A 14525-nucleotide genomic window follows, 5' to 3' on the forward strand; every position below is an offset into this window, starting at 1 on the left:
CTCCTTAATCAACTTTGCCATCTGTTTCATTTGGAAACCAGCGTTGATAAATTTCATCATACGTACCATCAGCAATCATTTCTGCTAATGCTTGATTGACCTTACCTAAAAATTCTTCTTGCCCTTTGTTGATTGCAATGCCATAAGGCTCATTAGTGAAGGTTCCCCCAACTAACGTATACGCTGGGTTTTCAGCCGCCATTCCTAAAAGGATCGCATTATCAGTCGTCATCGCATCACCTTGACCTGACTGAAGTGCCGTAAACGCCTCTGCATAATTTTCTAGTTCTAAAATCTTTGCATCTGGTGCATGTTCACGAATATTTGCTGCTGAGGTCGAACCTTTGACAGCCAAAACTGTTGTCGAATCATCCAAATCAGTCACGCTTTGGATACTGCTCCCTTTTTTGACTAGCAATGATTGTCCAGCATCAAAATAAACATCTGAAAAATCAACTTGTTTTTTTCGTTCATCCGTGATGGTCATCGTTGCGATGATTGCATCAATATTTCCATTTTTCAACAGCGGAATCCTAGTCTTCGATGTTACTTCGATAAAATCAGCTTGCCCATCTTCACCAAGTATTTTCTTGGTGATAGCTTTTGCAATATCGATATCAAAACCTTGAACTTCACCAGACTTGATGTCCATCATGCCAAATAAACGAGTATCATATTTGACACCCCAGGTAATCTTATTTGTTTCTTTGACTCTTTCTGCGATATTTTCGTCCGCTACGCTTGTGCTTTTACAGCCAACCAGTGCAAGTAGCACGATACTTAACAGAAAGAGTAAGTGAAAGCTTTTTTGCTTTTTCATACAATTCCTCCTAAATTTTAATGGTTGATTACTTTGCTAATAAATTGTTGTGCGCGTTCTTCCTGTGGATTGTCAAAGAATCCTTTTACGTCACGACTGTCTTCTAACACTTCACCTTCAGCCATGAAGATTACTCGATCTGCTACTTCTTTTGCAAATCCCATTTCATGTGTAACCACGATCATTGACATGCCCTCTCTCGCTAACTTTTTCATAACGTCTAGCACATCCCCAATCATTTCCGGATCCAGCGCTGAAGTTGGTTCATCAAATAATAGCATCTCTGGATTCATCGCTAAACCTCTAGCAATAGCAACACGTTGCTGTTGCCCACCAGACAGCATGGATGGATAAGAATCTTTTTTGTCTAACATATTGACCGTATCTAAAAACTTTTCAGCATTTTTGATTGCCGTTGCTTGATCTTGCTTCAATACTTTAATTGGTGCTAGTGTGATGTTTTCTAGTACAGTTTTATTAGGATATAAATTAAAATGTTGAAAAACCATCCCGATATTTTTACGTACTTCTGTTAATTTTGTCTGTTTATCTCTTAAATCTTTGTTATTTATCAGTAGTTGTCCTGAAGAAATAGTTTCTAAGCCATTGATGCAACGCAGCATTGTACTTTTCCCAGAACCTGAAGGCCCAATGACAACAACTACTTCCCCCTTCGCAAATTCGAGGTTAATATTCTTCAAAGCATGGAATTTCCCATAGTACTTTTCCACGTTCTTAAATTCAATCATTGCCATATCATTACACTCCCATTATTATTTAGTAAGATTTCTTTTAAAGATACCTAATGAAACATATTATATCTGATAATAAAGGGAAATGTAAAGTTTCTACGTTATTTTCTACAAATATCCTCTGTTTTTGAATGTTTGATGCTCTTCGTTTTTCCCTGCATCCTTTCCGCGTTTTTTCGTTTGAATAGTTGTTTCTTCTAAAAAAAAACGGTAAGATATAAAGTGCTAGTCTTACAAATCGTAAAGAGGTGTCTTTTTTGAAAAATATTATATTGACTGGAGACCGTCCAACGGGAAGATTACATCTTGGCCATTATGTCGGTTCTTTAAAAACGCGTGTGGAAATGCAAGCAGACGAAAACAATCAATTGTTTGTCATGATTGCTGACATGCAAGCTTTAACAGATAATGCAAAAAATCCTGAAAAAGTTTCATCTAATGTGCTACAAGTCGCATTGGATTACTTAGCTGTTGGTCTTGATCCGATCAAAACAACTTTATTTATCCAATCACAAATTCCTGAGCTATCTGAGCTAGCCATGTATTACATGAACTTAGTCAGCGTTGGTCGCGTGAAACGAAACCCCACAGTGAAATCAGAAATCGAACAAAAGAAATTCGGTGAAAGTATCCCAACTGGTTTTTTTGTTTATCCGATCTCACAAGCTGCTGACATCACAGCTTTCAAAGCAAATTTAGTTCCTGTTGGCGAAGATCAAAAACCAATGTTGGAACAAACACAAGAAATCGTCCAAAGTTTCAACAATACGTACGGTCAAGTTCTGGTTGAACCAAAAGGCGTCTTCCCACCAAAAGGCATGGGACGTTTACCTGGAATTGATGGCAATGGTAAAATGAGTAAGTCCTTGGGCAATGGTATTTATATTGCTGACCCAGCAGATGTTGTTCAGAAAAAAGTCATGAGCATGTACACCGATCCAAACCACATCCATGTGGAAGATCCTGGTCAAGTAGAAGGAAACATGGTGTTCACTTATCTAGATGTCTTTGGAACAGATAAAGAAGCAATTGAAGAAATGAAAGCTCATTATCGTCGTGGTGGACTTGGTGATGTGAAAATTAAACGTTACTTGATTGACGTTTTAGAAGCTGAATTTGCACCAATTCGTGCACGCCGTGAAACGTTTGAAAAAGATCCAGCAGCTGTCATGGAAATGTTACGTCAAGGCAGTTTAGCTGCAAAAGAAGTTGCGGCAGAAACTTTAGCAGAAGTAAAATCTGCGATGGGAATCAATTATTTTAACTAACTTTCAAAATCAAAAAAGCGAGAGCCAAAATTTTTTCTATTTTGGCTCTCACTTTTTACTAAATAAAACCCAGCCACGAGTTAGACTTTCCTGTCTGATTCGTGGCTGGGTTTTTCTGAATAAGAAAAGACTTAACGAATACTTGCGTGCAAGTTTTCTGTTAACGCATTGGTTACTTTATCCATAGCTTTATTGATTTCTTCATCAGTCAATGTTGCTTCAGGATTTACAAATGTCAAACTATACGCCATCGATTTGTTTCCTGCTTCGATGTTCTCACCTTGATAAACATCAAATAATTGGATTCCTGTTAAGAATTTACCAGCGGATGCTTTGATCACTGTTTCCAATTCTTGGTTTGTTACTTCTTCTTTCACTAGCAAAGCAATGTCTCGACTCACGGCTGGGAATTTTGTCACAGCGTGATAAGTAATGCCTGCTTGTGCTGCTTCAATTATTGAAACTAAATCTAATTCTGCAACATACGTTTCTGGAATGTCATACGCTTTGGCAATTGTTGGATGAACTTGACCAACAAACCCAAGGTATTGTTCACCAAGATAGATAGCAGCCGTACGCCCTGGATGCATTTCTGGCATTGTAGTTGCTTGATAGCTAATTTGTTCAGTGATAGCTAATTGAGCAAAAATGTTTTCTAACAATCCTTTAATTGTAAAGAAATCAACTGTTTCTGCTTTTGTTTGCCAATCTTTTTCTTGCCATGTACCAGAAATAGCTAACGCAAGATGTTTTACTTCTTGTGGTAAATGAGTCAAAGGATCATTTTCTTGATAGAATACACGTCCTACTTCATAGAAACCAACATCAGTATTTTTACGAGCAACGTTGTAGTTAACATTGTCCAGTAACCCACTAATCAAGTTCATCCGAAGAACCGAACGCTCTTCACTCATTGGCCAGTCTAAACGAGTAATATTCGTTTCTTTCATTGCGAATTGACGAGACTTTTCTTCAGTCGTCAAGGCATAACTAATCGCTTCATTCAACCCACTGCCTTCAAGCAATGTACGAATTGTTCGTGTGCCTGTCTGCTCTGCTGTCAAGCTTCCAGCAACTGTTTCTCCACTTGGCAACGTTGATGGCAAGCGATCATATCCATAGATACGCGCAACTTCTTCAATGATGTCTGCTTCAATTTGAATATCCCAACGTCTTGGTGGAACAACAACAGAATACGTTTCATTGGTTTCTTGATAATCAAAACCAAGTGCTTCAAAAATTTCGTTCACTTCTGCGCTAGTCAATTTTGTACCTAAATACTGGTTGATTCGTTGTAATGTGATTGGAACTGTTACATCTTCAACTGTTACTTCCGCACCAGCTACTGCACCTGTTAGAACTTCGCCTCCAGCAAGTGCAACGATCATAGCTGCCGCAACATCATTTGCTTCAGCAATCGTTGCATGATTGATTCCCTTTTCAAAACGAGCAGAAGATTCACTACGTAAATTGAATTGTTTGGCTGTTCGACGAATCGAAACTGGATCAAATAAAGCTGCTTCTAATGCTACTGTCGTCGTTGTTTCAGTGATTTCTGAATCCAATCCACCCATGACACCTGCTAAAGCAACAGGAACCTCGCCATTAGTAATCACTAAGTTTTCTGGTGTCAATTTACGTGTTTCACCATCAAGTGTCACTAATTCTTCTGCTTCTTTGGCATGACGAACAACGATTTCCTTTGAACCAAGTTTGTCGTAATCAAATGCATGTAATGGTTGCCCAAACAATAACAGGATATAATTTGTTACATCAACTACGTTGTTGATTGGACGAATTCCTTCGTTCATTAAAAGGTTTTGCAACCATTGTGGGCTTGGCTGAATTTTGACTCCTTCAATTACCCGAATTTGATATGCTGGAACAAGCTCTTTGTCCTCTACAGTCACAGTGATTTTTTCACTTGCCAAACGATCAACTTCAGTTAATTTTTCATCATCGAATGTTGGTGTTTGACGATAGATTGCGCCAACTTCATAGGCAACACCACGCATGGATAGTGCATCTGCACGGTTTGGTGTAATGGATAATTCAATAATTGAATCGTCCATGCCTAGATATGAAAATACTGGTTCACCATTCACAGCCTCTGCTGGAAGATAATAGATACCTTCTGCATATTCTTTTGGTACTACGCTATCAGAAAAACCAATTTCTTGTAATGCACAGATCATCCCGTTGGATACTTCTCCGCGCATTTTTCCTTTTTTAATCTTCACATTGCCAGCAATCCGTGAATTTGGTAAAGCCACAATGACTTTGATGCCCGCTTTAACATTTGGTGCACCACAAACGATTTGAGACAATTCATCTTCACCAATATCTACTTGGCAAATGGATAAGTGATCAGAATCAGGATGTGGTACACATTCCTTTACTTCACCAACGACGATTTTTTTCAAACCTTCTTCTGGTACTTCGATCCCTTCGACCTCAATACCAGTAACAGACATCTTATCTGCTAATTCTTGTGGTGTCACTGCCGATAAATCAACATATTGGTTTAACCATTTATATGAAACTAACATCCTTTTTTACTCCCCCTTGAACTGACTTAAGAAACGCAAGTCATTTTGATAGAAATTACGGATATCGTTGACGCCGTAACGTAACATTGCTACGCGATCTGGTCCAAGTCCAAAAGCAAATCCTGAATACTCATTTGGATCAATTCCTGACATCTCTAAAACATTAGGATGAACCATTCCAGCGCCTAAGATTTCAATCCAGCCAGTATATTTGCAGACATTACAACCCTTGCCTCCGCATTTGAAACAGCTAACATCTACTTCCACTGAAGGTTCAGTGAATGGGAAATAGCTTGGACGTAAACGAATTTTACGATCTTCCCCAAACATTTTCTTCATAACAACTTCCAGTGTCCCTTTCAAGTCACCCATTGTTACATTTTTATCAATCACAAGACCTTCAATTTGATGGAACTGATGGCTATGAGTAGCATCATCAGTATCACGACGGAAAACTTTCCCAGGTGAGATCATCCGTAATGCACCTTTTGAAAAATCATGTTTTTCCATTGTTCGCGCTTGAACAGGTGAAGTGTGTGTACGAATCAAAATATCTTCGGAAATATAAAACGTATCTTGCATATCTCGTGCTGGGTGATCTTTTGGTAAATTCATTCGTTCAAAGTTATAGTGGTCTGACTCCACTTCATAACCTTCAACGATTTGGTAACCCATTCCCACAAAAATATCTTCAATTTCTTCCATAATTTGCGTCAAGATATGGCGTGTTCCTTGTTTTACTTGACGACCAGGTAAAGTCACATCGAGTGTTTCTTTTGCTAAAGCAGCATTCAACGCTTCTTCTTCAAGAACTTCTTTTTTACGTTCAATTTCTGCCGTTAATAAGTCACGAATTTCATTAGCAAAACTACCTACTTTTGGTCTTTCTTCTGGACTAAGATCTTTCATTCCACGAAGAACTTCGGTAATCGGGCCTTTTTTCCCTAAAGTTTCCACGCGGATTTGATTTAATTCTTTCAAATCCTGTGCGGCAGTAATTTTAACAATCGTTGCTTCTTTCAAGCTTTCGAGTTGTGCTTGTAAAGACATTGCTTTTTTCCTCCTTCAAATTCAAATACAAAAAAAAGACCTCATTCCTATCAAGGAACGAGGTCTTCGCGATACCATCCTAATTTGTGAGTAAAGCTATCAGCTACTCACACACTTACTTGATTAACGACAATTGCCGGCCCAGTATCAAAAACTAGGCGAACTCAGAAAGTGAACTTCATTTTTCAAACACAGAATTTGCTTTCAGTCTATGACAAATCTCCCTGATCTGGTTTAGCCAAACTACTCTTTTTCGTCATGGTTCTTTTTTTATTTACAATTTACAAAATCAATTCTACAAGAATTTTGTCCTGAAATCAACTGCATTCTTCCTCAGTGACCCACTTTTCACTCCAAACTTGTAACTGTTTGATTGAATTTTGTAAGTCTGCTCCTTTTTCAGTCAAAAGATATTCAGAACGATTGGATTCATTACAGGAAATATTTCGAGTAACAATTCCTTCTTTTTCTAACTCTTTTAGACGTTCAACTAATACTCGATCGCTAACCATCGGAATCTTTGCAGCAAGATCAACAAAGCGTTGCGGACCATTTTCTAGTAGTACATCAATAATCAACCCGTTCCATTTTTTCCCCAAAATCGAGAAAGTTTTCTCAAACTTCGGACATAGAACAAAGTCTGTCTGTGTAAGCTCCATCTTACTCACCTCTTTTTGAAGAGTATAGCATAATACTTACAAAGTGTAAGCAACTTATGCTTATTCATAATCTTTTGTTAACATTTATGATTTTTTTGCCACGTAATAAAACTAAAAAGGTATTTGTTACAGGTTTTCCTAAAGAATCAGCCAATGCTTGTTGGTAAAGTCGGAGCTGTCCTAAATATTTTTGAACAACTTTATCAATCTCAGTTGGGTCATCTGGATTCATAAGGAAATCCGTTTTGAAATCATAAAGATAGATGTCATCTGCAAATTCGATATAGCCGTCAACGATTCCGTGAATCAGTAATTCATCAGTTTCATCCGGATAATTTTCAAACACTTCTTCCGCTGTCATCAGCATCGCAAATGGTTGCTCTCTTTTCACTTTTGTGGAGTGTTCCAGTAATAATTTTCCAAGATCTGTTTCAAAAAACCAAAGAATTGCAGAAATGTCGACTTTTTCTGCCACTTGTTGATCCACCAATCGCTTTTTGACTAGCTCTGCTAGTAAAGCTTGGATTGCTTCTTCTGTTGGTGGCTCCAATGGCAATAATTGCAACAACGTATGTGTGACTGTTCCAATTGCAGTTGCTGATACACCTTTTTGCAAAAATTTTGGTTCAGCTAGCTGTTCTTGTGTATAACGAAATTGTTGATTTTTTGCTTTTGTTTGATTGTCTTCCCAAGTTAGCTTCGTTGCCTGACTATCATCTGGGTCTTCAAATAATCGTTTGATTTCTGAAACAGATTGGTAACTCGTCGTTTGAGTGGCAGCCTGATAAGGATAAACATATGCTAAACGTTGACGCAGAGTCTCTGATAAACCAAATTGGTTTTCTTTCGGCGTAACTAAAGAAGGCTCCCGCTGTGCAAGTTGTCGACGCTTTTCCGCCAACTCTTGTTGGTTCATCCACAAAACGGTAAAGGAACCGTTCGCATCAGCTAAAGTCAATACTGACTCGTCCTCCAAATATTCAGACATTCGAGGATGACGAATCAAGCTGTAGCCAATCCAATTCATCAAGCTTCCTCGACCTTTCAAGCGTAACGCTGGATCCAGAACCAGTTCCGATGCATTTAGCGCTTCGCCCCACGTTTTAATTGTTTGTTCACGACTCTTGTAAGAGCCAACAATAAACAGTTTTTGTTCCGCCCGAGTCAATCCAACATACAATTTACGCATTTCTTCAGATAATAATTTGTTTTGTTTAGCTAATTTAATGGCTTGAAAAGGTAATGTATCAAATAATACGCGAGTTTGCGGGTCCATGTAGCGGATTCCTGCACCTAATTTTTCTTCAAATACGTAGCGTTTTCGCAAATCCTGTAAATTGAATTCTTTCGTCATGTCCAACAAAAAGACAACAGGGAATTCTAGTCCTTTACTGGCGTGAATCGTCATCACACGAACTGCATTGTCTTCCACCGCAATGACAGGTTCTGCCAAATCTTTATCCTTTTCTTGCATTTTTTCGATAAAACGAACAAACTGGTACAATCCTCGAAATGAACTTTGCTCATAAGCTTTCGCACGATCCACTAATGCATATAAATTCGCTTGTCTTTGTGCCCCAGCTGGTAACCCAACCACGTATTCTAAGTAACCCGTCTCGTAGTAAATAGCCCAAAGTAAGTCCGCAATTGAAGAACGTCGAGCAAGTTCACGCCATTTATCCAACAATTCTTTAAAATCAGAGAGCTTAGCACTCAAGTGATCTTGATTCATTTTTTCATAAGTTAAAAAGGCATCAAAGAACGTACGATTTCGATCCGCTAAGCGAATCTGCGCTAATTCAGGTTCAATCAAGCCAACGATTGGTGAACGTAAAATAGCTACTAAAGGAATGTCTTGGTAAGGATTATCAATGATTTGTAGTAATGAAATCACTGTCCGGATCTCTGTTGCTTGGAAATAATTTTGAGCATCGTTCATTTCCAGTGGAATATCTAAGGTCTTGAACACATCCAAAATCGTTAAATTATTTTTTTTCGTTGGTGTCAGTAGGACAATATCCCCATATTCGACTGGTCGATTAGCTTTCAATTTTTTATCGTAGATTTCCCACTTGTTATCAATTAATTCACGGATTTTCAACCCCGCCATCAATAATTCGCCCTCTGTTTTATCTTCAAGAAAATCATCCGAAGGCAACTCTTCCGTAGTTTCTTCCTGTTCTTTTTCATAAATCAAAATTTCTGGATCAAACTGCGTACTATTAGGAAAATCAGGAAATCCTAACGCCAGTTTTGCTGCTTCATCATAAGTAATCTGGCCAACTTGTTCATCCATAATTTGTTCAAAAATCAGGTTAGTAAATCGCAAGACTTCTTCTCGCGAACGAAAATTTTCTGCCAGAACGATTCTTCTACCACCTTCTGCTTTTGAAAATTCTTGATATTTTTTGATGAATAGACTTGGATCCGCTAATCGGAAAGAATAAATAGATTGCTTGACATCTCCAACCATGAAAAGATTTCCATTCGTTGGATCAGGTTCTCTTAACCAGTATAAAATTGCTTCTTGCAATTGATTGACATCCTGATACTCATCAACCATTACTTCTTTGAATTTCTCTCGGTAATAATTCGAGGCTTCACTTGATATCCAACCATCAGCGGTTTTCTTGGTCAAAATCATCAACGCCAAATGTTCTAGGTCATTAAAATCTAATACGCCTTTTTCGCGTTTTTTCTCACTAAATCCATCCATAAACGCTTGTGTTACTTGGCACATCTCTTCGACTAAAGGAAGTGCTTGTGTCATAATAGCTTCCATTTGTGCTGGCGAAACAGCGAAATAATTTTTACTGATTCCTTGAATCATTTTTTTCGAGCGATCACGAAGAGCTTTTACTTCTGCTGATCGTTCTTTCAATTCGGCTTTTCGACTGCTTTTAAATGTTGAAAAGGTTAAGTTTTCTAATCCTTGATAAGCCACCTCTAGTTGATCTTGTATAAATGCCTCATAAATGGCATTGATTCGTTCACGTTCCTCGGAAACTTGGTCGTACATTTTTTCCAAACCTTCCGTCTGAGCTAAGCTGACCATCTCTTCATATGCCTGTACACATTGAAAAACATCTGCCAAAATCAATGGACGTAATTGATTTTGATATAACGCCGATTCGCCAAGCGAGCCTTCTAAACGATAAGATTCACTTAATCCTTTAAGCCAATTAGTTGGATCTGGATTCGCACGCGCAAACTCATAAAGAGACAAGATTAAGTCAGTCAAGCCTTCATCTGATCGATCATTTGAAAAGTTTGTCGTTAGTTGGAAAAATCGCTCATTTTTTTCTCCGTAAAGACGTTCACGTAATTCGTCCCACACGTCTTCTTTCATTAACAAGGTTTCTGTTTCATCTGTCAGCATTCGAAAAACTGGATCGATATCGATCAGATAATAAAAACGACGAATGACAGTTAAACAAAACGCATGTAGTGTTGAAATATTAGCTGTGGGTAGCAACATTAATTGTTTCGTAAAATGTTGCTGACGTTGCGTATCTGTTTCGTCGTTGATTGCCGACTGCAAAGCTTCTTGGATTCTTTCTTTCATCTCACGTGCAGCAGCTTCCGTAAACGTAACAATCAAGAGTTCATCAATATTGACACCCATTTTAAGTTTTTCAATCACTCGACGAACAAGAACTGTGGTTTTTCCTGATCCTGCTGAAGCGGAGACAAGCAAATTGTCCCCACGATCAAAAATCGCTTGCCATTGTTCATCTGTAAAACGTTCATTTTGGGGCTTTAATGGAATCTGACTCACTCTTCTTCACCTCGTTTCAAAATTCTGCGTAATGCTTCGTCCTTATCCAGTTTTTCTAAGCGATGATAATTGTTTTCCTTTAACATCACATCGAAAGTGCAGACACTTCGAAATGGACAAAATTGACAAGCAATCCGCTGTTTATCTTTATAGGCTGGATTTAGTTTGATTTCTCCCGAAGTGATTGCTTCACCAGCTAAACGCATATTTTTACGATTGTGTTCCATAAACTGATGTAATTCTTCTTCTGTGAAGAATTTTTCTTTACTGTAACTGCCCTTTTGATACTCATCTTTCGCATTTTTTTTCACTGGATAAATCAAAGATTGCTCTTTCGCTTCTAACGAATGATCAAGAACTTCCAACAATCCCGGATCATCAACAAAGACGCCATCATAACTAAACTTTTTCAACGTATTCTTTTCAATTTCTTCGTTTTCGGTTAATACAGGGTTGTGGACATGTAAATAATAGGAACCAGCAGGCTTGACTGTGGCTTGTCCGGTTAAGCGTACTGCATCCATCAAGGCAACATCTAAGTAAGTCAATAGTTGCATGGCCATTCCATAGTAAGCTTCCGTAACATCAAACGTTCGCCCACTAGATTTATAGTCCACAACACTTAACCAGGTTTCGTCTTGTTCCGTGGCCGTGTCGATACGGTCGATTTTTCCGCGAACATGTAGTCTTCCACCATTTTGTAAAGGTAATTCCAAACCCGGGATTCCTTTTGCCCCAGCAATTTGTCCGAATAAAATCTCCGTTTGTAACGGATGGAGACCGGTATTTTTACTTTGTTTTTGTAACGCCCACGCTACTTTTTGGATTGTTTGGCTCAATTGATAACGGATGTAGTTCATCCGTGCAGAACTATCTAAAATTTCAAAACGCAGTTCACCAAAAACTTCTTGGAGAACTTTCTCAGTAAATGCTTGGCGTTCTTTTTCCGTCATGTTAACGAGTGAAAGTTCATTTGAAAATAATAATTTAAAGAAGCGATCCAGTGATTCATGATAAAAGTCCCCAGTTGCTGCTGGTGTCAGTCCATAAATCATCCGTTCTTTCAACTTCAAGCCAAATTGAACAAAATATTTATATTCACAGTTGTAAAAATTTTCCATACGAGAAATAGACGTATAGATTTCTTTTCCATATAACTGCTCTGCTAACTCTGTCGGTAATGAAACTGGAACATTCAAATGAGACTGACTTTCAAATACACGTAAAGCAAAGTTCCGCCAAGGAGAATGGAGAACGACTTCTCTCAATTCAGTCCATACTTTCGCTAATTGTTGTTTCTCATCTGCTGCCAAACGAAACATTCGGTTCAACGTATCAACGGCACTCCGATACGTCCCAATATAATCCGCTGGCTCACTGGTCACCGTCAATCGTGTCTTTTTCTCAATTGGAATTGCTAAATAACGATTGATTCGTTGTAAATAAGGAGAAATTTTCAAACTTCGATCCGTATCGTAACTTTGTGCATAGCTTAAATAAAGTCGCTTTGTTCCTGAAAGAAAGACCAAATATGCTTGAAAAGGTTCAGAAGACATACTTTCCGTTGCAGGATCAAACAAATACTGATCTTCAGCCAATGCTTGATTCAATTGTTCTCGTTCTTCACTAGATAGCAGACCTTTTGTTTCTTGACGAGCTGGGAAAGTTTGATCGTTCAGGCCCAAAGCAAAGGTAATTTTTGCTTGATTTGGACGAACTAATTCTAAGCGGTTTACTTGAACTTGATCAATTGCTGTAGGAATCTTCCCATAACTTAAATTTTCTAGTCCACTGCTAATAATGTCTTGGAATGTTTCCCATTCAAAGCTGGTTTCCCCATAAATCAATGCAAACTCGTCCAGTAAGTCGATCAACGCACCCCACGTTTGCTCATGATTTCTGGCTTGTGCTAAATTTCCGCGTGCAACTTCTTGATTCCGCCAAAATAACAGTTGTTGACGGACACCACTGGTCACTAAAAACTGATAAAAAACACTAGCAGCTTCTTGACCATTTTCACAATTTTTGATTTTTTTAAAGAAACCCGGAATATTACTCTGGAATAAACGACGAATCTCATTTGACTGCTCTTGCAGTTCTTGAACGTCTTCCAGCTCCTCTGTTTCAAAGTTGTAAGAAACAAACGTCCAATCCTTTGCGCGAGTCCAGTAGTTTCCTTGATAATTATAAGCTAAGGCAACATTTTCTGTGAGATCTAATTTTTTGCGGAAATCATCTCTGATCCATTGCCATTGTTCCTGCTCTAATTCTTGATTTTCTGGAGCAATCAATAACTCCGTTTTGAAAAATCGCATAATGTCACTCAAACGATAGGCGTAGCGATCCAAAGCAAACAGACTGTTGATCCACTCGATCAAAGGATGGTTCTCCATCAACTGCTCTTCATCGAGATAAAACGGAATCGCCATTTCTTGAAAAATCGGCTTTAATAAATTGCCATAAAGAAGCATATCTTTCGTCAATACTTGAATATCGCGATACCGACATTCCCCCTCGCTAACCAAGCGGCGAATTTCCACGGCCAACTGTTGGACTTCTTCCGTTGGTGTTTCCGCCTCCCACAAATGAATCGTCTTTTGTGCGCCAACTTTTCGAGAACGATTTTGTTTTTGACTACTTGTTTCTTCCCACATCTCTTGTAATGCGGCTAACGCTTCTGGCACTTCCTTCGCTGGTGCATATTGATCAATCAAAATCGGTGCACGATGTTCTTTTGCCCCGTTCAACAAGCGAAAATATAACTTGCCTGTTTCGTGAAACAGATTTAAGGGTTCAGGCACTTCATTAGGATAAGGTCGATCAAGTAATAAATCGACAACCAGGTTTCCTTTGACCATCATTGCGCTCAACAACTGATACTCCTGGGCATTGATCCGAGAAAAACCCGTCATCAAAAATTTTACATGGCGAAAATCTTGTTGATAAAGATACTCACTTAAAATAGCTAAAGCATCTTCTGCTTGCAGCATTCGCTCAAATAGTTCTTCTTCATACGCAGAAAAAATCAACTGTAAATCTTGCATTTTCAATTGTTGGTCTGCTGCTTTGGGACTTTCCCCAGTTACACTAGCTATTAAGTCACTTGGGTGAATGTTTCCTGTGCGCATTTCTTCATATAATTCTTGGAGTTGCTTGATGAATCCTTTTTTGTTGACTTCTCCACGAAAAATGGTCAACTTTTCGCGGTTTTTTTCTAATATCTGACGTAGAATCATTGCTGAGCCAGACTCGGTGATGCTATTACCTGAAAGCAAAGTTGTCTGTTGCAAAATGTACCATGCTAGTCGATAAAAACTAAAGACTTGCACCTTTGTCGTACTAAAGGTTTGTGTTCCTTTGCGCTGACGTAACATTGCTAATAACTCTTGTTCTTGTTCAAACTTATTGTAATTAGGTACAAGGAAAAAGACTTGATTTTGAGGAGCTGCTTCTAACCAAGTCGTTGCCTCATCAATCAGTGCTGTTCGATGATCTTTCTTACCTGAGCCGAGAATAAATTGTAAAGACATTTTACTCCTCCTTTACTTTTTGATGCTCTTCTATTATAACAAAAAAACTGAACATTCGTTCTACTTATCAAGGTTTTTGGTAAAAAGAAATAACTTTTTAAAAAAGGTTGTGACACAAA

At 38.4% G+C, this 14525-nt stretch carries 8 protein-coding genes and 1 other annotated feature; of the genes, 1 reads left to right on the forward strand and 7 read right to left on the reverse strand.

The genetic code is table 11. From position 1 onward, the window contains the following. Positions 1–4: 4 nt before the first annotated feature. The gene (locus tag IGJ76_RS07660; protein ID WP_067482377.1) at positions 5–820 is read right to left on the reverse strand and encodes a transporter substrate-binding domain-containing protein; all 816 of its coding nucleotides are present in this window, start codon (positions 818–820) and stop codon (positions 5–7) included. A gap of 17 nt (positions 821–837) precedes the next feature. Then, positions 838–1575: an amino acid ABC transporter ATP-binding protein gene (locus IGJ76_RS07665; protein WP_067482379.1), complete on the reverse strand. Its 738-nt coding sequence runs from the start codon at positions 1573–1575 to the stop codon at positions 838–840. A gap of 254 nt (positions 1576–1829) precedes the next feature. On the opposite strand from IGJ76_RS07665, the gene trpS reads away from it, so the two are divergent. Beyond that, positions 1830–2840 (forward strand): tryptophan--tRNA ligase, encoded by a 1011-nt coding sequence (trpS, locus tag IGJ76_RS07670; RefSeq protein WP_067482381.1) that lies wholly within the window; start codon positions 1830–1832, stop codon positions 2838–2840. 131 nt (positions 2841–2971) lie between these two features. Here trpS and pheT read toward each other — a convergent pair whose 3' ends face one another. The 5 genes from pheT to IGJ76_RS07695 form a co-directional block, all read right to left on the reverse strand. Further along, positions 2972–5389: a phenylalanine--tRNA ligase subunit beta gene (pheT, locus tag IGJ76_RS07675; RefSeq protein ID WP_067482384.1), complete on the reverse strand. Its 2418-nt coding sequence runs from the start codon at positions 5387–5389 to the stop codon at positions 2972–2974. 6 nt (positions 5390–5395) lie between these two features. After that, on the reverse strand, positions 5396–6439 hold the full coding sequence (gene pheS / locus IGJ76_RS07680) for a phenylalanine--tRNA ligase subunit alpha (RefSeq protein ID WP_067482386.1): 1044 nt from the start codon (positions 6437–6439) through the stop codon (positions 5396–5398). Positions 6440–6489: 50 nt separating this feature from the next. Continuing rightward, positions 6490–6708, reverse strand: a binding site (T-box leader). A gap of 48 nt (positions 6709–6756) precedes the next feature. Further along, positions 6757–7098, reverse strand: a complete 342-nt coding sequence (locus tag IGJ76_RS07685) for a winged helix-turn-helix transcriptional regulator (RefSeq protein ID WP_067482388.1) — start codon at positions 7096–7098, stop codon at positions 6757–6759. Between the two features lie 64 nt (positions 7099–7162). Beyond that, positions 7163–10876, reverse strand: a complete 3714-nt coding sequence (gene addA / locus IGJ76_RS07690) for a helicase-exonuclease AddAB subunit AddA (protein WP_067482390.1) — start codon at positions 10874–10876, stop codon at positions 7163–7165. After that, positions 10873–14406: a PD-(D/E)XK nuclease family protein gene (locus IGJ76_RS07695; RefSeq protein WP_368026784.1), complete on the reverse strand. Its 3534-nt coding sequence runs from the start codon at positions 14404–14406 to the stop codon at positions 10873–10875. Before IGJ76_RS07695 ends, addA begins: the two co-directional genes overlap by 4 nt. Positions 14407–14525 lie beyond the last annotated feature (119 nt).

Origin of the sequence: Enterococcus sp. DIV0175 (assembly GCF_050529075.1) — a bacterium.
GTDB lineage: Bacteria > Bacillota > Bacilli > Lactobacillales > Enterococcaceae > Enterococcus_B > Enterococcus_B thailandicus.